The sequence below is a fragment of the Actinoplanes hulinensis genome (assembly GCF_019429605.1).
GTDB lineage: Bacteria > Actinomycetota > Actinomycetes > Mycobacteriales > Micromonosporaceae > Actinoplanes > Actinoplanes campanulatus.
Window position 1 is genome coordinate 86,668 of record NZ_JAHXZI010000003.1, and the last position, 23,721, is coordinate 110,388.

Sequence of the window (23,721 nt, forward strand, 5' to 3'; positions counted from 1 at the left end):
GGTCGCTCGGGCGCCCACCGGCAGCCCGCCCTCCACCGGGGCGGGCCGTTCGATAGGAGCCCCGGATGTCCACATCCACCGTCCTGACGAGTGCCCGCCGTGTTGTTCTCCGACTGCTGCTCGCCGCGGCACTCGCCGCCCTGACCATCCTCGGCCCGGCCGGTCCGGCGTTCGCCGTGACCACCGCCGAGAAACTCGCCGTCCTGTCGTCGTTCACCCAGACCAACGTCACCAGCTACAACAGCTGGAACGCCGCCCGGCAGAACCAGGGCGCCTGGTCGGCGTACGCCTTCGACTGGGGCACCGACTACTGCTCCGCCAGCCCGGACAACCCTCTGGGCTTCAACTTCAAGCTCGCCTGCTGGCGACACGACTTCGGCTACCGCAACCACAAGGCGATGGGGATCTTCGACGCCGGCAAGAGCCGCCTGGACTCGATGTTCTACGCGGACCTCAAACGCAAGTGCGCCACCTACGCGGCGGCCGTCCGCCCGGCCTGCTACAGCCTGGCCTGGACCTACTACCAAGCCGTCTCGATCTTCGGCTCCCTGGCGGCGGTCACCGAGCAGGACCTGGAAGCTGCCGCCGAACTCAAGGCCACAGCCACCGCTGGATGACCCTTCCCGCCGAGCGACACCGACCGGCCGCGAGCGGACCAGGAAGGTCCGCCCGCGGCCGGCAGTTCGGGCAGGAAGGCGTCCGCGTCGCTGACCCCCGTCGCCGGCGGTACGAGCAGGTACATTTTTCGACGTGGTTCAGGGTGGCCATGCACGCGGAGTACGCCCACCACCTGTCCGTGGCCCGCGACCGGAACCGGACCCGGGTCGAACGAGACATCGCCCTGGCCGACGTGCTGCTGGCGCCGGATCCGACGACCCCGGCCGCGCTCGACGTGGGCATCACCCTGCATGAACGTGCGGCCACTGCCCGGTCCACGGTGTCGCTGATCAGGCTCGGCATCGCCTACCGGGAACGAGGCTCCCGCCAAAAACGCCCCGACGACCTCCGCCGCGCCGTCGAGGTGACCCGGCTGGCGCTGACCGACCCCGCCATGCCGCCGCGACCGCGAGCCGACGCCCTGTCGATGCTGGCCCTGGCCCTCACCTCCCGCTTCGAACTCACCGGCGAACAGGGCGACGTGACCGAGGCACTGACCGTCGCCCGCGAGGCCGCCCACACGGACATCGAGCCGGGACGTCACCTTCGGCTCAACAACCTTGGATTCGTCCTCATCATGTTCCTGCACCACGTCGGCGGCCGGTCGCTCCGGACCGAACTCGTCGAGGTGGCCCAGGCCGCGGTGGCCACCGCCGCCGATCAGCACGAGCGGGGCTTCGCCGCCGGCCTGCTCGCGGCGGCACTGTCCGAACGGGCCGCCGCGACCGGCGACATCGGCGACCGCACCGCGGCGATCACCGCGTCGAGACACGCCGTCGACGCCCTGACCGGGCACCCCGAGCAGGCCAACCATCTCGCCAACCTGGCCAAATACCACTTCGACCGGTACGGGGACGTGCACAGCCTCGACGACCTGGACCAGGCCGTGACCAGCGCACAGGCCGCGCGAGCCGGAATGGACGCCGACGACCCACGCCGCGGCGACCTGCTGTCCACCCTCACCGGCGCCCTGGAACACCGGTTCACCCTCCGCGGCGACATCGACGACCTGCTCGCCGCCGTCGCCGCCGCCGAGGAAACCGTACAAGGCTCGCCGCCGTCCTCCGCCCGGCACGCGGCCATGCTGTCCAACCTGGCCACGGTCCGCCGCGCGCTGGCGGAACAGACCGCGGACCCCGGCGACGCGAACGAGGCGATCCGGGTGGCACAACGTGCGGCCGCGATCGACGGCGACCGGAATCCGATCCGCCTGCTCACCCTGGCCTCCTGCTACGGCACACGGTTCCGCGTCACCGGCGACGCCACCGACCTCGACCGCGCCGCCAGGCCACTACGACAAGCCCTCACGATCGTCCCCGCCGAACACCCGTTCCGTGCCACCCTGCTGTCCGAACTCGGTCAGCGCCTGATCGAACGGTACGCGCACACACCGGACACCCCGAGCCTGCTCACCGAGGCGATCGACCTGTTCCGCCGGGCGGCCGGCCTGACGACCGCCCCCAGCACCGACCGCATCCGGGCGGCCGGCCGCTGGGGCGCCGCCGCCGGCCGCCACGGCCGCCTCGCCGACGCGGCCCGGGGCAACGCCACCGCGGTCCGGCTGCTGCCGCTGGCCGCCTGGCACGGACTCGACCGGCACAGCCAGGAGACCCAACTGCGCACCTGGAACCCCGTGGTCACCACCGCCGCCGCCCAGGCGATCGACCTCGACCACCCCGGTGACGCCGTCGAACAACTGGAACACGGCCGCAACGTCCTGTGGTCGCACGACCTCGGACGCCGAGCCGACCTGACCGGCCTGCACGCGGTGAACCCGGACCTCGCCGGCCGCCTGGACACGGTCCGCCGCACCCTGAACTGATCGTTGCGCCGAACTCCGCCGGCGGAGACAGGCACACCTTCCCGGCGTCGAACGGCCGTCCACAGGGGTGCCGGTGTCCATGCGTGAACAACCGGCTAGCGTCGCCGGTGAACGGCCCCTGGCCCGAACAGCGAGAGTGAGACATGGAACGCGACAGCTCTGCCGCCCCCGGCCGGATTCCGCCGGTCTATCGAGCAGTCATGACGGCGGCGTGGCCTGTCGTCCGCTGGTGGGGCCGTCTCGAAGTGGTGGGCTTGCACAACCTGTCGACGCACGGCGCGACGATCGTCGCGGCCAACCACGACAGTGCGTGGGACCCCGTGGTCATCGCGTTCGCCGGCCGCCGGCGCCGGCAGATCCGGGCGCTCGCCAAAGCATCCCTCTGGAAGAATTCACTGCTCCGCCGGGTGCTCGACGGAATGGGACAGATCCCCGTACGGCGCGGGCAGGCCGACACGGACGCACTGGACGCCGCGAGGCAGTGCCTCTCTACGGGCGGCTGTCTCGGGATCTTCCCCGAAGGCAGCCGTTCGCAAGGCCGGAACCTGCCTGCCCGCAGCGGCGTCGGGCGTCTCGCCCAGGCCGTGCCGCAGGCCCGCATCGTCTGCGCGGCGGTCTCCGGGACCGTGGACATCGCACGCTTCCCCCGGCGGCCCCGTCTCAAGGTGACCTTCTTCGAACCCACACCGCCGCCGCCGTCGGAATCCGCACAGGACCTGGCCAGGAGGCTGACCGCTGAACTCCGCGCCATCGCGCCCGTGGCACCGGCGGGACGGCGCCCCCGGAGCTCCGGATCCCGGTCGCGGCGACCTTCCCGCTGAGTGAAGTGGCGGCGGCCCACGAGCTGAGCGAGTCACGCCATGAGCCCGGGCGCATCGTGCTGCTCACCTGACAGGGCCCGGCGCCGGTTTCCGGGACTCAGTGGGATTCGCGGGAGACGCGGTCGCCGCTGGAGCCGCGCAGGAAGTCACAGTCGGCGCCGGTGTCGGCCTGGCCGACGGTGTCGACGTAGAGGCGCTCCCAGCCGCGTGACGGCGCGGCGTAGGCCTTCGCCGCCTCCGGGGACGGGTCGCGGGCGGCCCACTGTTCGGCGGGGACGTCGGCGTCGAGGCGCCGGTTCGCGACGTCGAGGACGATCATGTCGCCGGTGCGGACCTTGGCGAGCGGCCCGCCGGCCGCGGCTTCGGGGGCGACGTGCAGGACCACGGTGCCGTACGCCGTACCCGACATCCGCCCGTCACAGACGCGCACCATGTCGCGTACCCCCTGCTCGAGAAGTTTCGCCGGCAACGGCATGTTGGACACCTCCGGCATGCCCGGGTAGCCCTTGGGCCCGCAGCCGCGCAGGACCAGCACCGAGTCGGCGGTGACGTCCAGATCCGGGTCGTCGAGCCGGGCGTGCAGGTCCTCGACGGAGTCGAAGACCACGGCCGGCCCCCGGTGGCGCAGCAGGTGCGCGGACGCGGCGGCCGGTTTGACGACCGCCCCGTCCGGCGCCAGGTTGCCGTAGAGGACCGCGATCCCGGCGTGCGGTCGCAGCGGCTCGGCCCGCGGCCGGATCACCTCCCGGTCGTAGACGCGGGCGTCGCCGAGGTGGTCGGTCAGCGGCCGGCCGGTGACCGTGATCGCGGCCGGATCCAGCAGATCCCGGACCTCGGCGAGGACGGCGTGCAAACCGCCGGCCCGATACAGGTCGTCCATCAGGAAACGGCCGGCCGGCAGCAGGTCGACGAGCAGCGGCACGTCGGCGCCCGTACGATCGAAATCGTCTTGGGAAAGGTCGACGCCGAGCCGGCCGGCGATGGCGAGCAGGTGCACGACGGCGTTGGTGGAGCCGCCCAGGGCGGCGAGGGCGACGATCGCGTTGAGGAACGAGCCGCGGGTCATCACCTCGCTGGGGCGGCGGTCCGCGTCGACCAGTTCGACGGCGAGCACACCGGTCGCGTGGGCGGCCTCCAGCAGGCGGCTGTCCGGGGCCGGGGTGCCGGCCACCCCGGGCAGGGTCATGCCCAGCACCTCGGCGAGCAGCCCCATGGTGGAGGCGGTGCCCATCGTGTTGCAGTGGCCCCGGCTGCGGATCATCGACGACTCGGAGCGCTGGAACTCGGCCGCGCCCAGCGTGCCCGCGCGCACCTCCTCGGACAGTTTCCACACGTCGGTGCCGCAGCCGAGCGGCACGCCGCGGAAGGTGCCGGTCAGCATCGGGCCGCCGGGCATCACCACGGCCGGCAGGTCGACCGAGGCGGCGCCCATCAACAGCGCGGGGATGGTCTTGTCGCAGCCGCCGAGCAGGACGACGCCGTCGATGGGGTTGGCGCGCAGCATCTCCTCGATCGCCATCGCGGCCATGTTGCGCCACAGCATCGCGGTCGGCCGGACCTGGGTCTCGCCGATCGACACGACGGGCAGGTTCAGCGGGATGCCACCGGCGCGGTGGATGCCGTCGGCGACGCTGCGGGCGACCTCGTCGAGGTGGGCGTTGCACGGGGTCAGGTCGGAGGCGGTGTTGGCGATGGCGATGTGCGGGCGCCCGTCGAAGGCGTCGGCCGGCAGACCCCGCCGCATCCAGGCACGGTGGATGTAGCTGTTCCGGTCGTCACCGGCGTACCACTGCGCACTGCGTCGCTGATGCATCGCCCACCTCCGCCATCACTACAATTTCACTGTTGTGAATGAGATGACTACAGGACACACCGCCCGACCGGCGACCGACGCCGCCTATTTCCTCGGGGAGGGGCCGGTCTGGGACGCCGGCCGGCAGCGTCTGCTGTGGGTCGACATCATGGCGGGCGACGTGCACGAGGGCCGGCTCGGCGACCATGACCGTGTCGAACCGGTCCGTACCTGGTCCTTCGAGCAGAGCGTGGGCGCCGTCGCGGTCGCGGAGAACGGCGGCCTGCTGGTGGCCGAGCGGGAGACGCTGACCCGGGTGGATGCCGACGGCGGGCGTACGCACCTGGCACGGGTGCTGCCGCCGGGATCGCCGGGCCGGCTCAACGACGGCGCGGTCGACCCTTCCGGCCGGTTCCTGGTCGGCAGTCTCGGCGGTGACCGGGAGGTGCTGGTCCGCTTCGAGGACGGCGGCTGCACCACCGTCGACGACGACCTGACCCTCTCCAACGGGCTGGCGTGGAGTCCGTCCGGTGACCGGTTCTACAGCGTGGACACGCTTACGCGCACCATTTACGTGCGCGACTACCCGGTGGGGGAGCGGTCCGTGCTGTTCACCGTCGACGACGGGTACCCGGACGGCCTGTGTGCGGACGCCGACGGCAATCTGTGGCTGGCCGTCTGGGGCGGGGGCCGGGTCGAGTGCCGGTCGCCGGCCGGTGAGCTGCTCGCGGTGGTCGAGGTGGACGCCCCGCACACCTCCAGCGTCGCGTTCGCCGGCCCTGAACTGGACGTCCTGGTGATCACCACGGCCACCCAGGACCTCACCGCCGCCGACCTGGCGGCCCATCCGTCGTCCGGCCGGCTGTTCACCGCCCGCGTCGGTGTCGCGGGACTGCTCACGCCGTACTGGAATCCGGGTCTTTGATCTCATCCTTTCACCGCGCCCGCGGTGAGCCCCTCGGTGAGGAAACGCTGCCCGAACGCATACATGACCACAACGGGAATGCTGACCAGCAGCGACGCGGCGGCGAGCTGTCCCTGCGGCACGACGTCACCGGCGATCATCGACTGCATCCCGACGGGCAGCGTCTTGTACTCGTCCTTGGTGATGAACACGAAGGCGAAGAGGAACTCGTTCCAGGCGTTGGTCAGGGTGAACAGCGCGACCGCCAGCAGGCCCGGTTTGGCCAGCGGCAGCACCACCCGGCGGAACGCCTGGATCCGGGTGCCGCCGTCGACCAGGGCCGCCTCCTCCAGGTCGACCGGGATCGACGCGAAGTAGCCGGTCAGCAGCCAGGTGGCGAACGGCAGCGTGAACGTCGGGTAGGTGAGCGCCAGCGACCACAGCGAGTCGGTGAGCCGCGTCTCGATGAGCAGCTGGTAGAGGGGGATGAAGAGCAGCGCGCCGGGCATCACGTAGGTGAGCAGCACCGTGACGGTGAAACCCTGCGCCCCGCGGAACCGCAGCCGGGCCAGCGCGTACCCGGCCAGGGCGGCGCAGAGCAGAGCGATCGTGGTGGACGCCGCCGACACCATCAGGGTGTTGAGGTACCAGCGGCCGAACTGCTGGTTGGTGAACAGCGCGCCGAACTGCTCCAGGGTCCACGGCGTCGGCCACAGGTCGTTGTCGCGCATGACGACCTGTGTCTCGGACTTGAACGCGGTGACCGCTATCCAGTACATCGGGCCGAGCACGAAGGCGAGCAGGCCGGCCAGCGCGATCCCGGAGGCGACCCGGGACACCACCGCGGACGCCCGGCGCCCGCCCCGGTCGGCCAGCGCCGCGATCAGCCGGCCGATCCCGGCCACGATCAGCAGGATGATCCCGAGGACGACCGCCGCCTTCCAGAAGATCTCCGGCGACGCCCAGAACAGCAGGCCGGTGACCACGGCGGTGACGGCCCATCCGAACGCCGTGCGGGTCGGCCCGGTCCACCGTGGCGGCCTGGTGCCGAAATCCTGGCGCAGTAGCCGGACCAGGACGAACACCAGGCCGGCGATGATCGGCAGCATGACCAGGGTGACGGCCGCGCCCGCGCCGTACTGGAGTTGCAGGATCGCCTTGGAATAGGCGACGAGGACGTACGGGGCGGTCACGTCGCCCGGTCCGCCCTGGGTCAGCAGCCAGATCAGGTCGAAGTTGTTGAACGTCCAGATCGACGACAGGGTAACCGTCACCGTGATCACGTGGCGCAGTCCGGGCAGCGTGACGTGCCGGAACCGCTGCCAGGGCGTCGCGCCGTCGATGGTGGCGGCCTCGAAGTGCTCGGCGGGGATCGCCTTCAGTCCGGCGAGGAAGCAGACGGTGAAGAACGGCACCCCCTTCCACACGTTGACCAGGACCACCGACGGCATCGCCAATGACGGGTCGGACAGCCAGCCGGCCGGCCAGCTGTCGACCAGGTGCAGACTCGCCAGCAGCGGGCCGATGCCGGAGCTGGTGAGCAGCGTGTTGACGCTGCCGAAGATCGGGTCGAGCAGGGACCGCCAACTGAACGCGGTGACCACCGTCGGCACCACCCACGGCACCAGCAGCAGTCCGGTCAGCAGGGCGCGCCCGCGGCGCAGGCGGTGCAGGAGCAGGGCCGCGGCCAGGCCCAGCACCACCTTGAACACCTCGGCGTACGCCGTGAAGACGAACGAGTTCACCACGCCGGTACGGAACTGCCGGTCACCGGCGAGCGCACGGTAGTTGTCCAGGCCGACGAACACGCTGTCCGCCCCGTGCCGTTCGGTGGTGCTGGTGATGAACGACTGGACGATCGGCACCAGCACGAGTACGCCGACGAGCACGGCGGTGGGCGTGAGAAACAGCGCCGCGAGCCGCCAGTCGCGTCCCAGCCGACGCTGGGCCGCCGTGAGGGAGCCGGGCCCCGGTGGCGATGTCGCCTTCACCACCGGGGCCGGCGCCGTGCGGAGCGACCTCACTGCGGCAGCCCCTGCTGGGAGAAGATCTGCACCATCTTGGCGTGGGCGTCCTTGACCGCCTGCGCGGGCGCCGCGCCCTGCACGACCTGCTGCATCATGTCGGTGAGGACGTAGGCCGCGACGACGGCCTGCTGTCCGGCGCTGGCCTTCTGCGGGAAGGACAGACCGTTCTTCGTCTTCAGTGGCAGTGGCTGCTGGGACATGGTGCGCAGCATCGGGAACGCCGGGTCGCCGCCGGCGAAGAACGGGTCGGCGTCCCAGACCCTCTCCCAGGCGGGCAACGCCAGGCCGGGCGCCTCCTTCGCCACCCCGACCAGGGCGGGCGCGGTGATCAGGTACTGCGCGAGGAGCCGGGCGAGGTCGCCGTTCTTGGCGCCCTTGAACACCACGAATCCCTGGGACTGGCCGAGCAGCAACGACTTGTCGGTGGCCGGGCCGATGCAGTCGGAGAAGACGTGCGTGTTGTCGTACACCGGATTCTTCTTGGTCTTGGAGTCGGCGTAGACGCTGAAGCTGTTGCGGGTGTAGCCCAGGACGCCGGCCAGCCAGTTCTCGTTGTTGCTGGTGTCGGTCCAGCTGTCCACACCGGGTGGCAGCATCGGTTTGTACCTGGGGTTGGTGTAGATGTCGCCGAGGAAGGTGACCGCCTGCACCGTCTCGGGGGAGTCGAAGGTGACCTTCTTGCCGTCGTTGCTGGCGATCGCCCCGCCGTAGGAGTTGATCAGCGCCTCGATCATGCCGTTGCCGTCCCCGGAGCGGTTGACGGTCATGCCCCAGCCGAAGCGCCGTTTGCCCGGGTCGGAGATCGCCAGGCAGACATCGCGCAACTCCTCCCAGCTGTAGAGGTCCTTGGGCGTGATCCCCTTCTCCCGCATCCAGTCCTTGCGCAGGAAGGATCCGATGCCGATGAAGTGGTACGGGATCGCGTACCATCTACCGTCGAAGACGCAGAAGTTCTTGGCCTCGGCGCAGGGCTCGCCGTAGTCGGCGCTCAGGGCCGTGACGACGTCGGTCACATCCTCCAGGTCGCCCAGCGCGTGGAACTGCGCGATGAACCGCGAGTCGGTCATGAACGCCAGGTCGCGGGCCACGCCGCCCTTGACCTCGGCGTCGATCTTGGCGACGACGTCGCCCGCGTCGGCCTGGACCAGGCTGTTCTCGATCTTCGTCCCGGTGGCCTCGGCGAACTTCCTGATCGAGGCGTCGAGCGCCTCGTTGGCCGCTGTCGAGTACAGCTTCTGCGACAGCATGCCCATCGTGGAGCCCTTCAGCGCCGCGGCGGCGTCGAGCAGCTCCTTCGGCACCTCCGCCTGGGCCTTGGGCGGCGACTCGGAGCCGCCGCCACACGCGGCCAGGCCGGCCGCGCCGAGCACTCCCACGCCCATTCCCAGAAAGCCGCGCCGGGACCACATCGTGTTCTCCATGGCCGCTCACCCCTTTGTTCGAAATCTCGAACGTGGTTCGATATACCGTATCGGGTGGACGCGACGCTAGGACAGACCCATGAGGGGTGTCAATGTCTCGGGGTGGTTGCCGACTACCGCGATGCGGCGCGGTACCCCATGCGGGCGGAGAGCGCGGCCGCACCCTCGCACACCAGGCCGGTCCACTTCTCCGGCGACTGCGGGGTCCAGCGGATGATCGGCGCCGACACGCTCATCGCGGCGACGACCGCGCCGGAATGGTCCCGGACCGCCGCGGCCACACAGCGCATCGCGGTGTCGGACTCACCGAGGTCGGCCGCGACCCCCTCGACGCGGACCTGCTCGAGATGTGCCCGCAGCAGGTTCGGATCGGTGATGCTGGCCGGTGTCATGCCCGCCAGGGGACCCTTCGCCAGGACGCCGTCCAGTCCCGCCCGGTCGAGATCCGCCAGCAGGATCTTGCCGACCGCCGTGCAGTGGGCGGGCAGCCGCCGTCCCACCGCGGAGACCATCCGGACCGGGTGCGTGCTGTCCACTTTGACGAGATAGACGACGTCGGCGCCGTCCAGCACGGCCACATGGACCGCCTCGTCACAGGCGGCCGCCACGTCCCGCGCGATGCTCTGCGCCTCGCGGACCAGGTCGAGCCGCCCGGCGAACGCCGAGCCGAGCTGGAACAACGGCATGCCGAGCCGGTACCGCACCGGCTGGCCCGGGACGGCGATCAGGTACGCCCGCTCCACCAGCGTGACCAGCAGTTCGTGGACGGTGGTCCGGGGCAGGTCGAGCCGCTCGGTCACCTCGCGGGCCGACAGCTCCGCCCGGTCCAGGAACAGCTCGAGGATGTCGAGCGCGCGGATGACCGCCGGTACCACACGGGCCACGTCGATAGTCCTTTCGAGTCCGCAACAGGTTAACGGAGGGTCACCTGCCGATCGGTAATGGCCACACATCGTCGAGCTTCGATGTAGTGTGGGAGCGCTCCCGTAACGCATCCCCACTCTGTTCAAGGAGCTGAACATGTCGCGACGTCGTCGTCGCCCGGCCACCATGCTGGCCGGCCTGCTCGTTCTGGCCCTGTCCGCGACCCTGTCGACCTCGGTGCCGGCGGCCGGCACACCCCGCACCCCCGCGGTGCCGCTCAGCGAACTGACCGTGGTGACCGAGCAGGTGGCCTCCGGCCTCCAGCGTCCGATCGCGATCACCGGGCTGCCGGACGGCCGGATGCTGATCGCGGAGAAGAACGGCACCGTCCGCGCCTACCACCCCGACACCGGCCTGGCGGCCGAGCCGGTGCTCGACCTGACCGCCCGCATCGACGCCTCGGACAACGAGCGAGGCCTGCTCGGCATCACGCCCGCGCCGAACTTCGCACGGACCGGGATCATCTACGTCGCCTACACGAGCCTGCCGGCCGGCGCGCTGACCCTGGCGCGACTGCCCATCGGCGCCCCGGAGCGGCTACAGGTGCTGCTCACCCAGGAGCACGCCGAGTACGGCAACCACAACGGTGGACAGGTGGCGTTCGGCCGCGACGGCTACCTCTACTGGTCCACCGGCGACGGCGGCCACGCGAACGACCCGTTCAAGGCCGGCCAGGACCTCGGCACCCTGCTCGGCAAGATCGTGCGGATCGACGTCAACCGCGCCTGCGGGGCGAAGCCCTACTGCGTACCCTCCACCAACCCGTTCGTCCGGACGCCGGGCGCGCGGCCGGAGATCTGGCTCTACGGACTGCGCAACCCGTGGCGGTTCTCCGTCGACCCGGTCGACAACTCGCTGTGGATCGGTGACGTCGGCCAGGGCCTGGTCGAAGAGATCAACCACATCCGCCCCTGGCAGGGCGGGGCGAACCTCGGCTGGTCCTGCAAGGAGGGCACCCCGGTGTTCGACCCGGCGCAATGCCGGCCGGGCGTGCAGTACGTCGACCCGGTCTTCGAGTACGAACACTTCCTCACGGAGAGCTGCTCGGTGATCGGCGGCGTGGTGTACCGAGGGTCCCGGACCCCCGAGGCGTGGGGGACATACGTCGCGAGCGACTACTGCGCGCCCCGCGTCTACGCCGTGCGCCCCAGGCGCGACGGCACCTACGAGACCGCCACGATCGGCAACTTCCCCACCCAGCCGACCGCTATCGGCGCCGACGTGCACGGCGAGCTGTACGTGCTCAGCGACTACCCGGGATGGTTGAGCCGGGTGCGGTTCGAGCGAGTCCAGCCGGTCTCCGAGGGCGGGGTGACGACCCGCTGAACCCCGGCTGAGGACGCGGCCTCTCCTGCGGCGACCGCGCCGGAGGCGCGCACGAACGCGGCGACGGCCGGTGAGCGCGCCCCCGGAGATGCCGAGGGCGCGCTCCGGTCACGTTCGTGCGTTACCCCGGTCCGGGCGGCGGGCGAGGTTTAGCCTGGTCATGAGCGCCCTCGTCCTTTCGCCGCGGGCAGGACGCCGGAGGCGTACGGCCATGGCCTCCGCCCAGGCGGGGCGAAGTGGCGGCAAGCGCTTGGCCGCCGCGACACCCAAACCGTCTACCAAGGAGCACAGCGCGATGGCCAGCTACAAGGTCGGATACTTCGTCGGCAGCCTGTCGTCCACGTCGATCAACCGGGAGCTGTCGAAGGCGCTCATCCGGCTGGCGCCCGACGACCTCGAGTTCACCGAGATCCCGATCCGGGATCTGCCGCTCTACAGCCCGGACTACGACACGAACTATCCACCCGAAGGGCTTGCGCTCAAGGAAGCGATCAGCCGGTCGCAGGCCATCCTGTTCGTGACGCCGGAGTACAACCGTTCCATCCCCGGCGCCCTGAAGAACGCCATCGACTGGGCGTCCCGGCCGTGGGGCCGGAACTCCTTCGACCACGTACCTGTCGCGGTGGTCGGCGCGTCGATCGGCGACATCCGCACCGCACTGTCGCAGCAGAGCCTGCGCGCGGTGCTCAGCTTCTGCAACACCCGGCAGATGACCTCACCCGAGGCGTACATCAAGTTCACCCCGGACCTGTTCCCCGGCAACGGAGAGGTCACCGACAAGACCACCGAGGACTTCCTCGCCACGTACATGCAGGAGTTTCGCGACCACATCGTCCGGGTCCTCACGGTGCTGCCCCGGTAGAGCGGCCCTGGGGAGTGGCCGCCGCCGGTCTCCTCGCGGATCGGCGGCGGCCGTCGAGTGCGGTGTCAGGACAGGAAACTGCCGTACGGGCCGTTCAGGATGGCCTGCTTCTGTGCCTGGCTGAAGTGCGTGTTCGGGTAGCTGTAGAAGGAGGCGGACATCGGGGTGCCGTCGGTCGAGGTCGAGTCCGGCAGGCCGAACGCGTGCCCGAGTTCGTGGACCATGCCGCCGTACCATCGGTTCATCGGGCCGTTGACGCCTGCCGCGCCGTCGGCGTCGTGGCCGCTGAGGATGACCCACCCGCCGCCTCCTCCACCGCCGGAGCACGACGCCTCGGCGCTGATCTCGCCGACGTTGACCCAGCGGCTGTCCGGCGCGCGCAGGGAGAGTTTGCGCAGTAGCTCCTGCTGCATGTTGAAGACGACCCACCAGTAGCACTCGTTGCCGTTCGGCGTGTTCTCGTACCACGAGCGGGGGTGGTCGCCGTTGACGACCTCGACGACCGGGTTGTTGAGGGTGAACGTCTTGCCGAGTTCCTGCCGGTAGTAGCTCTGGGCCTCGCGCATCACGTTGGCGATGCCGTCGACGTACCGCTGGTCGTACGCGACGTCGGTGGGCCGCAGCCAGTAGGCGCGCACGGTGCGCTCCGGCGGTGTGGACGTCGGCGGCTGCGAGGTGGGCGAGGTGCTCGGCGAGGCGGTGGGTCCCGGCGTGGTGGCGCCGGTGCAGACGACTCCGTTCAGGGTGAAGCTCGCCGGCACGGGGTTGCCGCTGTTGTTCCACGAGCCGTTGAAACCGAACGTCGTCGTGCCGTTCGTGGCGAGGTTCGCGTTCCAGCCGGCGTTGACGGCCGTGACCGCGGAGCCGCTCTGCGTGGTCACCGCGTTCCATGCCTGTGTCACCACCTGACCGGCGGCGAACGACCAGCGAAGGGTCCAGCCCGTGAGGGGGTCGCCGAGGTTGGTCACGGCGACGTCGGCGGTGAATCCTCCGCCCCACTGGCTGCCGAGGGTGTAGCTCACCCGGCAGCCCGACGCGGCGGCCTGTGCGGACGTCACCCCGCCGATCGCCGCTCCGGCGGCGACGGTGGCGAGCGCGGCCGCGACCACGACTGTACGGCGTACCCGTTGAAGCATCCTGGTCTCCTTCCGGACTCCGGCCGGGTGGACGTCATGGCGCCGCCCCGAGGCGGCCTAAATCGACGACCATCCATCTGTTGTGCCCCACTCTGGCGAACGAAAACGGTTTCGGCAAGTTTCGGTCGTGCCCCGCGAGCGCCGAAACCTCATCCACTCTGTCCGCCGCGAACCGGTTCGGCTGAACCCGCACCCGCCGGACCGGCTTCGCGTCGCACGGGGCCGCTACCCTCGAACGTCTACTCGGGAGGTGCGTTGGCGCAGCGGATCGTCGTGGACCTCGACGGTGTGGCCCGGCCGCTCGGCGACGACGTGCCCGGCGAGTTGCGGTGGTACCTGGAGGAGTATCTGAGCAGGCCCTATGCGGTCTACGCCGACCGCGGCGAACGGGTCGGGTCGGCCCTCGCCGGCTGGGGCGAGCGACTGTTCGAGACACTCCTGCCCCACGGCCTGCCCGGCACACGCGGCGACCGGCGAACGTGCGATCTCGTCCTCCGGTCGGGTGATCCGCAGGCACTCGGCATGCCGTGGGAGCTCATGCACGAACCCGGCAGCGACGTCCCGCTCGTGTGCGACGGGGCCACGCTCACCCGTACCCTGCCCGGTTTTGGCCCTCTCGGTGTCCGCGACGTCCCGGTGACCCGGTTGCGGGTCCTCATGGTGATCTCCCGCCCGGCCGGTGCCGCCGACGTCGACTACCGGATGGTCGCCCGGCCACTGCTGGACCGGCTCGCCTCCGTCGCCGCCGTCGCGGGCCATGCACCACATCGCGGGCGCAGCGGCGCCATGGCCGGCCCGCTGCTCCGCGCCGTCGGGCACCTGCCCACGGTGGCAAGGTTCGCCGATCCAGCGAAGGTTGACGGGCATCCGCTGGATCGGCGAGGCGATTCATCGCCGGGCCGGGGTCAGTGCCTCTTCGATCGCGAGTCCGGTCGCGCAGAGCAGGTCCTCGCCGTACATCGGGCCGACGAGTTGCAGGCTGACCGGCACGGGGAAGCCCGGGGACGGTATCGGCATGGAGAGGGCGGGGACGCCGGCGAGATTGAACGGCGCGGTGAGCTGGGTCAGTGGGAAGCCCGCATGATCGGCCAGCAGCGGCGGAGCCGCGATCAGCGTCGGTAGCGCCAGAACGTCGACGTCACCGAGTGCCGCGGTCACCTCCGCCTGCCACGCCGCGCGGGCGGACATGGCATTCGCCGATCGTTGTGCGGTGACGGTGCGGCCCGCATGCAGGCCGTCGTTGATGAAGGCACCCACCCCGTCGGCGTCGAGCAGTGCGTGGTGCGCGTTCCAGAGTTCGCCGAGGATGATCGCATCGAGGGCGTCCCAGGTCTGATCCCATCCGGGCAGCCGCACCTCGTGTACGGCGAGTCCGGACACCCGCAGAGTGGCGTCGACGAGGTCTTCGACGGCAGCGTCGACACCGTCGATGCGCACTCGACCGATCAGTCCAGCCGGACGCGACGCGACCGTCCAATCCGGCTCCAGCAGGCGCATTCCCGTGGCGACGCCGGCCACGTCGCGGGCCAGCGGGCCGACAGTGTCCAAGCTGGGCGCCAGCGGCCAGACACCGTGGGTCGGCACCCGCCCCCAGGTCGTCTTCAAACCGACGACCCCGCAGCAGGCGGCGGGGATGCGTACCGATCCGCCGGTGTCGGTGCCCAGTCCGATGTCCGCTTCACCGGTGGCGACCGCTACCGCGCTGCCGCTGGACGAGCCGCCCGGGATGCGGTCGGGTGCCACCGGGTTGACCGGGGTGCCGAAGAGCGGGTTGTCGCCCACCGGGCTGACGCAGAGCTCGGTCAGTGTGGTCTTGCCGACGATGACCGCGCCGGCCGAACGCAGCCCGACCAGGCACTGGGCATCGGAGGTGGCGGGGACCGCCCGATCACGTACCGCAGCGCACCCGGCGGTCGTGATCGTGCCGGCCACGTCGATGGCGTCCTTGACGGCGACGCGGATGAGTCCGTGAGCACCGGAGGGCGGATCGATCCGGCTGATCCACACTGACATCGGGGCACCATACGGTACGTGCCGGCTCTGGCCGTTGGCGTGCCCGACGATGCCGAGCCGGGTGAGCACCGTGGAGAGTTGTTCCTCGACGAACGTCTCGGTGGCGGCCAGCGCCGACGAGGTCCCGAGCCATTGCTGCGCGATCCAATCATCTGCCGAGATCCGGATGTCTGTCGAGACCGTCAACCGGTGAGCTGAAACAGCATGTGAACCCGGCACGCCTCACTCACTGCGGGCGCTGAGCCGGGCAGGGCGTGCCACACTGGCGCCATGGCCAGACCTCAGACGGTCGACGAGTACATCGACGGCTTCACCGGACCGGGCCGCGAGCTGCTTGAGCAGCTGCGGGCACTGGCCCACGAGGCGGTTCCGGAGGCGAGCGAGGCGATCAAGTGGGGTTATCCGGCGTGGGTGCACCCCTCCGGAACGATCCTCTTCATGGTCAGTGGTCACGCTAGACACGCAAGCGTCGCGTTCACGCCCAGCACTCGCGAGGGTTTCGATGCCCAGCTCGCCGGTTTTGTAACCGGTAAGGGCACGGTCAAACTCCCATACGGCCAACCTGTGCCGGGCGATCTGTTGCGCCGGATGATCGCGTTTCGCGTACGCGAGCACGAGGACGATGGCGTGCTGTGGATGTGACCGTGTCGTGTATTGGTGAGATCGCTTCCACCTGTCGAAACCGAACGTGCAGGAGCCGTACGACGCACAGATTCGCCGCCGGGCCGCACATCAACCCCAAGGTCAGGGAGGCGCACGCATCTGCCGCAGAGAACGCGTGCTTGGCCCTCTATCTATGCTTGCCGGCCCCCGCTGTAGTCACCTGCGATGGGCCACGAGTTCGCCGTGTTCGATCGTGACCGCTACGCCGGTTCTCGCGGTTAGGGCCCGGGTGAGCGCGGTGTCCGCGGCCGCGGTGCCTTCGGCCGGCGGATGAATGTATTGGCCTATCACGGTGACGCCGTCGAAGTCGATGCTGAAGGAGGCGGCTCCGCTGATCTTGAAGTTGTGGAACTCGCCGGTACCCGACTCGATGGCGAAGATCTGGTCGGCGGCCCGTTCGAGGTCAGCCATGCTGTGTTTGCGCTGCTGGACGGAGATGGGGATGTGCCGGCGCCTGGCCTCGTCGATGATCTGCCGTTGTACCGGGTCGGGCGGCCCGTGCCACACCAGGACGACGGAGCCGTCGACCGGCTCGTTGTTGATACTGGTGACGTAGCCGCTGGTCTTGATACCCGGCAGGCCTTCGGTCCAGCCCCTCAGATCGACGAGCTGGTCCTGGAGGTGCCAGAACGCCGCGTCGAAGCTCGTCGCGGCGGCATCGGGCTGCTCGAGAGTCGGCTCGCTGACCGCGGCCGTCGCGGCGTGCGCCGCGGTAACACCGGTGATGGCCGTGAGGACAACACCTGCGGATATCAGGAATCGACGGCGCATCGTCAGGCCGGCACCGGGCTGCATGCCGGCCGGTGACTCGTCCGGGCTCGCCGGCTCAGGACGTGCCGGGCCCGCATTGTGGAAAGTCATGTCGTTCCTTTGATCGGCCCGGCACGGTTGATCGGGATGGTAGCGCGGGTTGCGTTGATCCGTTACGGCGCGTTTAGTGCGCCGATGCCGTAACCGGACGTCAATGCATTCGCGCCGTTGTAGATCCACCTGACCGGCTTACAGGTGTAGGCGAACAGCCGATAGCGGCAACCGCTCACTCTGCCATCGAGAAGGCATATCCGACGGATCGTGCACCTCAAGACCGCCTCAACTCATTGCCGCGATCCGTTCGCTACACAGCGTCACGGCTACTGAGGACCAACCGAGGGCCGCTCATGGCACCCCTCTGTGTCAAGAGGCGGCGGAGAGGTCTGCTCTAAGGTGGGTTTCGGCGGGTCCGGGTAGTGACTTCTCCGAAGTGTCGATCATGGGGTTGAGGTCGGCCGCGCTGGATTGCAGAGTCGCCCCCACGTGTCCGCCCGGGCCCGTCTCCAGCCGTCTGGCGTCGGCGACCATCCGCTTGTAGACGATGTCGGACAGGCGGCGTTTCAGTGCTCGCATCGCCTCCATCGAGGTCTTCCCGGCAGCGAGTTTGCGCCGGTAATAGCGGCGGCCTTCGGTGTCACGGCGCAGCTGGACGACGGCCATGATGTGCAGGACGCGGTTGATGCGCCGGTTCCCGGCTCGTGACAGCCGGTGGCGGTTCTGGTCGCCGGAGGAGGCGTCCAGCGGTGCGGTGCCGTTCCAGGAGGCGAAGTGGGCGCGGCTGGCGAAGCGGGTGATGTCGCCGATGTCGCCGATCAGCCGGGCGGCGCCGGACGGGCCGATCCCGGTCAGTTCCTGCAGCGTGCTGCCAGTGGAATCGATCAGGTCGGTAAGTTCGGTGTTGGCAATCTTGATCTTCTTGTCGATGACTGTCAGCTCGTGGATCAGCTCGGACGCTAGCCAGCGGCGGGTCTTGCCGACCACGTCCCTCGGCCGGACCGTGTTCAGCAGAGCGCGGGCCTGCTGGGCCGACAGGAACTTCTTCGCTCCGCCGGGGATGAGTTCGAGCAGCAGGTGGTGCAGCCGGGACACGATCTCGGTGCGGCCGCGGCCGAGCTGGTCGCGGCGGTCGACCAGCAGCCGCAACGCGACCGTGGTGTCATCGGCCTGGACCTGCCGCAGACCGGGCGTGCGTAGAGCAGCTACGGCGACGCTGTGAGCGTCGACCGGGTCGGTCTTGCGGCCCTGGCCGGTAGCGAATACCCGTGCTCGCGCGGACAGCTTCGTCGGCACGTCCACGACGGTCTCGCCGTCGGCGAGCAACCGCTGGGCGACGTGCCGGCCGATGCCGTTGCAGCCCTCGACGGCCCAGATCCGATCGCTGTGCTTGCGGCCAGCGGCGAGCATCGCCTTGTAGCCGTCGTGATCAGTGCTGAATCGGTCGCCTGCGAGCACGCGTTCGCGCTGGTCGATGACCTCGATCGTTGCTGATCGCTTGTGCGGGTCCACTCCGATGACGACGTTGGGCATCTGTCTCGTCCTCCCTGCTCCGACCTGGTGTCGGCGGGAGGGCAGCGCTACTTTGAGCTGGGCATACCCCTCTGGAGCCTCTCCGCGCCGCGGTGACCGGCAGGGCGCATGCCAAATGAGAGCCACACCAATTACTTACGGTGGGCAGCCGATGTGAGAGCGTCACCGCCGGTCACCTCGACCATGCCTGGCCGGGCAGCGGTCGTACCACCAGTAGATAAGTAGCCGATGAGAGTGCGTTGGTTTGAAAAGAAGAGAGCGGCTCTCAACGGGGGCGCCGACTTGCGAAAGGGCTGCAGCCTCCACCGTTCAGGCCACCTTCATCGTAGTCGATGAGGCGATGGGCCGCACTCGACCAGAAAGCCCATGTGAGCTGCGCGTTCCTCAGCATAAAGTCGGTTCTCGTGCTTGAGTTGAACCGATACTTCCTGGAGCTCGAATCCGAGACGGTCAGATTGGCCAATTTGGCGCACGAGGCGGACGGCCAGCTTCCGATTCCCACCTGCCCGGACTGGACATTGGAGCAGATGGTCGAGCATGTCGGCCGCGGGCACCGGTGGGCGGCCGAGATCATCCGGCGGCGCTTGCCGGAGCCAATCGCCATGCAGGAGGTAGTCGTGCCTGCGGACCCGGATGAGCGAAGCGAGTGGCTGACGGCGGGCGCGCGGATGCTCGCTGATGCGGTGCGGGTGGTGGGAGCGCAGCAGCCGGTATGGACATGGCAGCGGGACCGGTCGGCGGGCTTCTGGCTGCGGAGGTTACTCCACGACGAGGTAGTGCATCGCTTCGACGCCGAACTGGCTCTGGGCGCCACAGGCGACCTGGCCGCGGACCTCGCGGCTGATGGCGTATCCGACGTGCTGGACACGGCCGCGGCACTTTCCCGGCCGGACATCGGTGTGCCGAGCCCTTTCGCTGGCTTGGTAGGAGCGGGCGAGTCGCTGCAGTTCATCGCGACAGATACCGACCTCGGGTCGAGCGGCGAGTGGTCGATCATCCGCAGCCCGGCCGGTGTCACTTGGCGGCACGGCCATGAGACGGCGCACGTCACGGTACGTGGGCCGGCCCTGCAACTGTTGCTCTTGCTCAATCGGCGGCTTCCGGTGGAAACGGCTGACGTTGAGATCAGCGGCGATCGGAAGATCTTCGCGCATTGGTGGTCGAATAGCAGATTCTAACCGCCGACTGCGCCAAGTAGGCCGCCTGTTCAGGCATTCGACGACGTGTGTCAGGACCTCACCGCGCTCAACGTACCGCGCATGGAGCGCTGATCGCTGCCTTGATCCGATGCACGGATCGGTGATGAGATCGCGTCGCCTTCGGCCCGATAAATAGGTCACCATCCTTGCCGGGGCCGTGGCGTCGATTGCCGACGATGACGATCGAGCCTTACCACCCGCGGCTGCGCATCGATGCTCTCACCTGGGCGGACGTCGACCCCGATCGGCATCCGTTCGATCCGGACACCGTGCTCGACGTCGTGCGAGCGGTGGCTCCGGCGGGCGGCGTGCCGGCGCCCTTCCGATACGACCCGACCCGGGGCTTCGATCACGTCGCGGACCAGGCGCGCTGGGAATGGCAGCGGGCGATGACCGTTGCCCTTGTCGAGCACTACGGCTTCTGGGCCTGCGGCTGGCTCGCCGAGATGGCCGGCCTGACGGCCGACGGCGCGATGATGCTGCGGTGGAGCGGCGCTCGGGATTCGATCACGACGCCGGAGGAGACGCTCGATGCCGTCGCCGGGGCGCTGCTGCACTGGCGGATATTCCTGGAAGACCTGGCCGAGCTGTTCACGCGGCATCTGCCGCTGCCCGCCGAACCTCGCGCGGCCTTCGTCGCATGGGAGGCAACGGTTGCCTCCCTGGTCGCCACGGTGGCGGCGCGGTCCGGCGCGGACGAGCTCTGGCACCCGGTCTGCGTTTTGGCCCTGAAGTGGTTCCTGGCGGTTGCGGAGGTGCCGGGCGAGGACCACGAGGCGCTCGTCGACGCGGCGATCGGCGGGCGGTTCTGGAGCTTCGTCTCCCCGCTGGGTGCTGAGGTGGCCGACGCCGCAGAGTCCTTGGCGGCGATGCTCACCGGCGTCACAGCGCCACCGGACGACGTGTGGCCCGACACTTGGCCGCGAGACTGGCCCAGCTGGCGTAGCACGGAGCTGCCCACCGCCGCCCGGGCGCCGCGGGTCACGCCACCGGCGGTGCCCGACGCTCTCGAGGTCTGGCGCCAGGTTCGGCAGGCGGCTCGATGGGAGCACGCGGTTGAGCACGTCTCCGGTCCGGTGTGCGCCGCACGCGACGGCATCGCTGAGCACCTGGCGCGACGGAAGTACGGTGCCGGAAGCGCTCTGGCCGCGTTGGAACTGGTGCGCGCGGATGCCGCCGAGGGCGGCCCGCTTACGTTTGCGCGTCTCGAGACGTGGCAGTGCGAGGTGCTCGCGGTGGCCGCCGCACCGTTTCGCACGACATCCGCCTGGGCGCGGGCCGGCCGGGAGCGGTACGCATACCGCGATGAGCTACCGGACGCGTTCGAGGCGTGTCTCGCCGAAGCGACCGCCCCGACGGTACCGCTGCCTTCTCGAGCCGCGCGGGTGTACCTCGACGTGCTGCACTTCCACCCCTTCGCCGACGGCAACGCGCGATCGGCGGCGCTCGCACTGTACTTCGTGCTCGCGCGCGAAGAAGTGGTACTGGACCGGGCCGCGTCGCTGCTGATGACCCGCTGGCCGGCATCCGACCCACGCGCCGGTGAAGGGCTGGCCAGGTTCGTCGCCCTGCTCATCAAGCAGACCCGTCGGTCACAAGCTATCCGTGCACAGCCGGGACCGTGCTGAAGAGCTCTGTTCGCCGGACCCGAGAAACAAGCCTTGTCCTGAACTGTCGGATAGACGGCGTTACCCTCGTGAATCAACTTGTGGAACGGAGTGCTATCTCGCATGCCAGGCGACCGCGTCGCGGCCGTGATCGAACTATGGAAGACGCACAGGGAAGCTGCTTTTCCTAGCCGGCTGAGAGGAGAAGACGTTGTCGGCGTCGAGATGGTGATGCTGGATTCCGATGTGGCGGGCTGCATCATGATCTGGCTGAACAACGACGGAGACATCGATGATCGGCGGTGGAATATTCTCGCGGCGTGCGAGCAAGACCTGAACCGAGTGATCCCGGAGCTTGCCGATTATGAGGCCAGCTACTATCAGCGGCTGCTGGACATGGCAGTGCTCGTGCTTGACCCAGACGTCCATTCCTGATGGCCCATTGCCCGGATGGGCAGTGTGCGTACTCATGCCGCTGATCGGGCGCCTGGTAACGGTGGTTTGTGCTCAACCAGACGGTGTCCCAAAGTCCAAGAATGCGTAAGCAGGCCGTCTTGTGGCGCGCCCGGCGCTGGCAGGGGTTGCCCCTGGCCCTCGACGAAGCCCGGTCTTCGGGTTGGTCACCGGTTCTAGCCGGAAACCACCCCCAGATATACGGGGAGGCAGCCGTTGCTTTCCGGTGCGTGCTGGGTCCCTCGGATGCCGGGCGCACCCACGTCAAGCTCAAACGGGACGGTGTTCGTGGCGGCAGGGCCATGGTGCAATCTCGTGCCGTAGTCCGTGCGCGCCAGACACCGTGCCAGCCCGTCACTGACCGTAGCCGACCTTCGATATTCTCGGCGTCCGACCGTGCCGATATGAGTGTGTTGGGAGGCGTGGGCCGCTCATCGCATTTCGACATCGCTCCTGCGGTCGACGAGCAACTGGTAGAGCTTTTCGAAAGTGATGAAGGCCGGCGTTGGGACTGGCTGTTGCCCATGGAACGGCTGTGACCGGCAGGTTCGGAACCGCGGGTCAGGGCTCAGGGCGGAGGCCGGTACAGATGATGCCTGTACGCGGCCGGGCACGCTCCGGCACGATCAGGTCATGATCGTGTTGTTCGACGCTGACGTGCCGGTGCACTACGGGTTCATGTTCCTGACTTGGGGTGACGAGTATCCGGACCTGGGTAACACGTGGGCGGGTCAGCAGAACGGGCTCGCTGGCGCTGCGACACCCGGCGTCCTGTCGATGATCACCGGGTTGCATACCGGCCGGGTGCCGCTACGTATCGAGTGGCACGCCACGCCATCGGAACCCGGCGCCGACTGGGAGGAGATCGTCGACGTGCCGTTCACCCCGCCGTCGGTGGACATGTGCGTCCGATCGTTTCAGGACTCGTTCGACGTCCGGCTACCCGGCACCGGCCTGCTGCGCGCGCGGTACTGCGCCGCCGGGATGGACGCCGCCCGGGACGCTGACACGGTGATGTCCGAGGAACCGACCGTGGACCGGTATCTGCTGCAGCTGTGGCCCGACGAGGAAGCGGCGGAGACTATCGTGCGGCAGACCAGCGCCATCGCCGCGTACTGGCACGGTGTCGCCCGGGAAACATCACCGGCGGCCGAGCACGCCGGCGACACCGGCGAGAACGGCGACGACGACGGTCAGGACGGCTGGGGCGAAGACGGCCAGGAAGACTGGTACGACGCTTGGGCGTGGGGCGACCGGCCGCCGTCGGATCGGCTGCGGCAGCTGCGCGGGAACGTGCTGGGTGTGGCGCAGGATCATCGGGACCTGCTGGACGTGTTCGACGGATGGGATCCCGCGGTGCAGCGGGCCGCAGCCCGGTGGCTGGCCCGCCGAGCTTTCGAGGTCGCCGGAATGGACGATATCGGCTGGGTCCGTCCGGCGCTGACCGCCATGGACCTCGGTGAGCCGCTACCGGAACCGTTCACTTCCCCGGAAGCGCTGTTCCCGCTGCTGTGGACCGGATTCAACGGGTCCGGTCCGGTGCCGTTCGATGCGTCGCAAGGAGCCAGGCACCGGCCGTCGTTCGCCGTTCCGGCACTCTTCGCCGCAGTGAACGACGATCCGCTGGAGGCCGTCGTGGACGCGTTCAGCCACGCGGAGGCGACCTGCGACGGTCAGGCACACGACCTGCTCACCGGCCTTCGCAGCCGGTTTCCGTTCCCGGCCGGACGGTGACGTGGTCGCAGTTCGGCGAGCAG

Annotated in this window: 21 protein-coding genes and 1 pseudogene; 13 read left to right on the forward strand and 9 right to left on the reverse strand. The window is 69.3% G+C overall.

Features of this window, described 5'->3' with window-relative positions; genetic code table 11:
- Positions 1-65 precede the first annotated feature (65 nt).
- From KZ829_RS06810 to KZ829_RS44825, 4 genes and pseudogenes are all read left to right on the forward strand, one after another.
- On the forward strand, positions 66-617 hold the full coding sequence (locus KZ829_RS06810; protein ID WP_220142989.1) for a phospholipase: 552 nt from the start codon (positions 66-68) through the stop codon (positions 615-617).
- Positions 618-760: 143 nt separating this feature from the next.
- Complete coding sequence (locus tag KZ829_RS06815; RefSeq protein ID WP_220142990.1) at positions 761-2,479, forward strand: hypothetical protein; 1,719 nt, start codon at positions 761-763, stop codon at positions 2,477-2,479.
- Positions 2,480-2,622: 143 nt separating this feature from the next.
- Positions 2,623-3,300, forward strand: a complete 678-nt coding sequence (locus tag KZ829_RS06820; RefSeq protein ID WP_220142991.1) for a lysophospholipid acyltransferase family protein — start codon at positions 2,623-2,625, stop codon at positions 3,298-3,300.
- Positions 3,267-3,371: pseudogene (locus tag KZ829_RS44825) on the forward strand (zinc-binding dehydrogenase); the annotation flags it as partial. The gene KZ829_RS06820 and the pseudogene KZ829_RS44825, both read left to right, overlap by 34 nt.
- Before the next feature lie 26 nt (positions 3,372-3,397).
- On the opposite strand, the gene KZ829_RS06830 reads toward KZ829_RS44825, so the two are convergent.
- Positions 3,398-5,113 carry an IlvD/Edd family dehydratase gene (locus KZ829_RS06830; protein ID WP_220142992.1) on the reverse strand — a complete coding sequence of 572 codons (1,716 nt, stop codon included), beginning with the start codon at positions 5,111-5,113 and terminating at the stop codon, positions 3,398-3,400.
- Positions 5,114-5,156: 43 nt separating this feature from the next.
- On the opposite strand from KZ829_RS06830, the gene KZ829_RS06835 reads away from it, so the two are divergent.
- Complete coding sequence (locus tag KZ829_RS06835; RefSeq protein ID WP_220142993.1) at positions 5,157-6,017, forward strand: SMP-30/gluconolactonase/LRE family protein; 861 nt, start codon at positions 5,157-5,159, stop codon at positions 6,015-6,017.
- Between the two features lie 2 nt (positions 6,018-6,019).
- Here the strand turns inward: KZ829_RS06835 and KZ829_RS06840 are convergent, their stop codons facing one another.
- The 3 genes from KZ829_RS06840 to KZ829_RS06850 all read right to left on the reverse strand — a co-directional run bounded on the left by KZ829_RS06840 (position 6,020) and on the right by KZ829_RS06850 (position 10,328).
- Positions 6,020-8,020 carry an ABC transporter permease gene (locus KZ829_RS06840; RefSeq protein ID WP_220142994.1) on the reverse strand — a complete coding sequence of 667 codons (2,001 nt, stop codon included), beginning with the start codon at positions 8,018-8,020 and terminating at the stop codon, positions 6,020-6,022.
- A complete protein-coding gene (locus KZ829_RS06845) occupies positions 8,017-9,444 on the reverse strand; it encodes an extracellular solute-binding protein (RefSeq protein ID WP_220142995.1) in 1,428 nt (475 codons plus the stop codon). The genes KZ829_RS06840 and KZ829_RS06845 overlap by 4 nt, the downstream gene beginning before the upstream one ends.
- 113 nt (positions 9,445-9,557) lie before the next feature.
- On the reverse strand, positions 9,558-10,328 hold the full coding sequence (locus tag KZ829_RS06850; protein ID WP_220142996.1) for an IclR family transcriptional regulator: 771 nt from the start codon (positions 10,326-10,328) through the stop codon (positions 9,558-9,560).
- Positions 10,329-10,464: 136 nt separating this feature from the next.
- On the opposite strand from KZ829_RS06850, the gene KZ829_RS06855 reads away from it, so the two are divergent.
- Together KZ829_RS06855 and KZ829_RS06860 are read left to right on the forward strand one after the other, a co-directional pair.
- On the forward strand, positions 10,465-11,694 hold the full coding sequence (locus KZ829_RS06855) for a PQQ-dependent sugar dehydrogenase (RefSeq protein WP_220142997.1): 1,230 nt from the start codon (positions 10,465-10,467) through the stop codon (positions 11,692-11,694).
- A 295-nt stretch (positions 11,695-11,989) separates the two neighbouring features.
- Positions 11,990-12,556: an NADPH-dependent FMN reductase gene (locus KZ829_RS06860; RefSeq protein WP_220142998.1), complete on the forward strand. Its 567-nt coding sequence runs from the start codon at positions 11,990-11,992 to the stop codon at positions 12,554-12,556.
- 65 nt (positions 12,557-12,621) lie between these two features.
- Here the strand turns inward: KZ829_RS06860 and KZ829_RS06865 are convergent, their stop codons facing one another.
- The 3 genes from KZ829_RS06865 to KZ829_RS06875 form a co-directional block, all read right to left on the reverse strand.
- Positions 12,622-13,692 (reverse strand): cellulose-binding domain-containing protein, encoded by a 1,071-nt coding sequence (locus KZ829_RS06865; RefSeq protein ID WP_220142999.1) that lies wholly within the window; start codon positions 13,690-13,692, stop codon positions 12,622-12,624.
- 225 nt (positions 13,693-13,917) lie between these two features.
- Entirely contained in the window at positions 13,918-14,511 is a 594-nt protein-coding gene (locus KZ829_RS06870) for a hypothetical protein (protein WP_220143000.1), read from the reverse strand.
- 69 nt (positions 14,512-14,580) lie between these two features.
- Entirely contained in the window at positions 14,581-15,891 is a 1,311-nt protein-coding gene (locus KZ829_RS06875) for an amidase (RefSeq protein ID WP_220143001.1), read from the reverse strand.
- Positions 15,892-15,975: 84 nt separating this feature from the next.
- On the opposite strand from KZ829_RS06875, the gene KZ829_RS06880 reads away from it, so the two are divergent.
- Entirely contained in the window at positions 15,976-16,347 is a 372-nt protein-coding gene (locus KZ829_RS06880; protein WP_220143002.1) for an iron chaperone, read from the forward strand.
- Between the two features lie 177 nt (positions 16,348-16,524).
- Here KZ829_RS06880 and KZ829_RS06885 read toward each other — a convergent pair whose 3' ends face one another.
- Positions 16,525-17,358 (reverse strand): hypothetical protein, encoded by an 834-nt coding sequence (locus tag KZ829_RS06885; RefSeq protein ID WP_220143003.1) that lies wholly within the window; start codon positions 17,356-17,358, stop codon positions 16,525-16,527.
- A 183-nt stretch (positions 17,359-17,541) separates the two neighbouring features.
- Positions 17,542-18,705 (reverse strand): IS110 family RNA-guided transposase, encoded by a 1,164-nt coding sequence (locus KZ829_RS06890; RefSeq protein WP_220142910.1) that lies wholly within the window; start codon positions 18,703-18,705, stop codon positions 17,542-17,544.
- 404 nt (positions 18,706-19,109) lie between these two features.
- On the opposite strand from KZ829_RS06890, the gene KZ829_RS06895 reads away from it, so the two are divergent.
- The 5 genes from KZ829_RS06895 (at position 19,110) to KZ829_RS06910 (ending at position 23,698) form a co-directional block, all read left to right on the forward strand.
- Positions 19,110-19,883: a maleylpyruvate isomerase family mycothiol-dependent enzyme gene (locus KZ829_RS06895; RefSeq protein WP_220143004.1), complete on the forward strand. Its 774-nt coding sequence runs from the start codon at positions 19,110-19,112 to the stop codon at positions 19,881-19,883.
- A gap of 197 nt (positions 19,884-20,080) precedes the next feature.
- Positions 20,081-21,532, forward strand: a complete 1,452-nt coding sequence (locus KZ829_RS06900) for a Fic family protein (RefSeq protein WP_220143005.1) — start codon at positions 20,081-20,083, stop codon at positions 21,530-21,532.
- Between the two features lie 102 nt (positions 21,533-21,634).
- Positions 21,635-21,946: a hypothetical protein gene (locus tag KZ829_RS06905; RefSeq protein ID WP_220143006.1), complete on the forward strand. Its 312-nt coding sequence runs from the start codon at positions 21,635-21,637 to the stop codon at positions 21,944-21,946.
- 422 nt (positions 21,947-22,368) lie between these two features.
- Positions 22,369-22,503 (forward strand): hypothetical protein, encoded by a 135-nt coding sequence (locus tag KZ829_RS43850; RefSeq protein WP_281428050.1) that lies wholly within the window; start codon positions 22,369-22,371, stop codon positions 22,501-22,503.
- Positions 22,504-22,597: 94 nt separating this feature from the next.
- Positions 22,598-23,698, forward strand: coding sequence for a hypothetical protein (locus KZ829_RS06910; protein ID WP_220143007.1), 1,101 nt, complete (start codon positions 22,598-22,600; stop codon positions 23,696-23,698).
- The last annotated feature ends 23 nt before the right edge of the window (positions 23,699-23,721 follow it).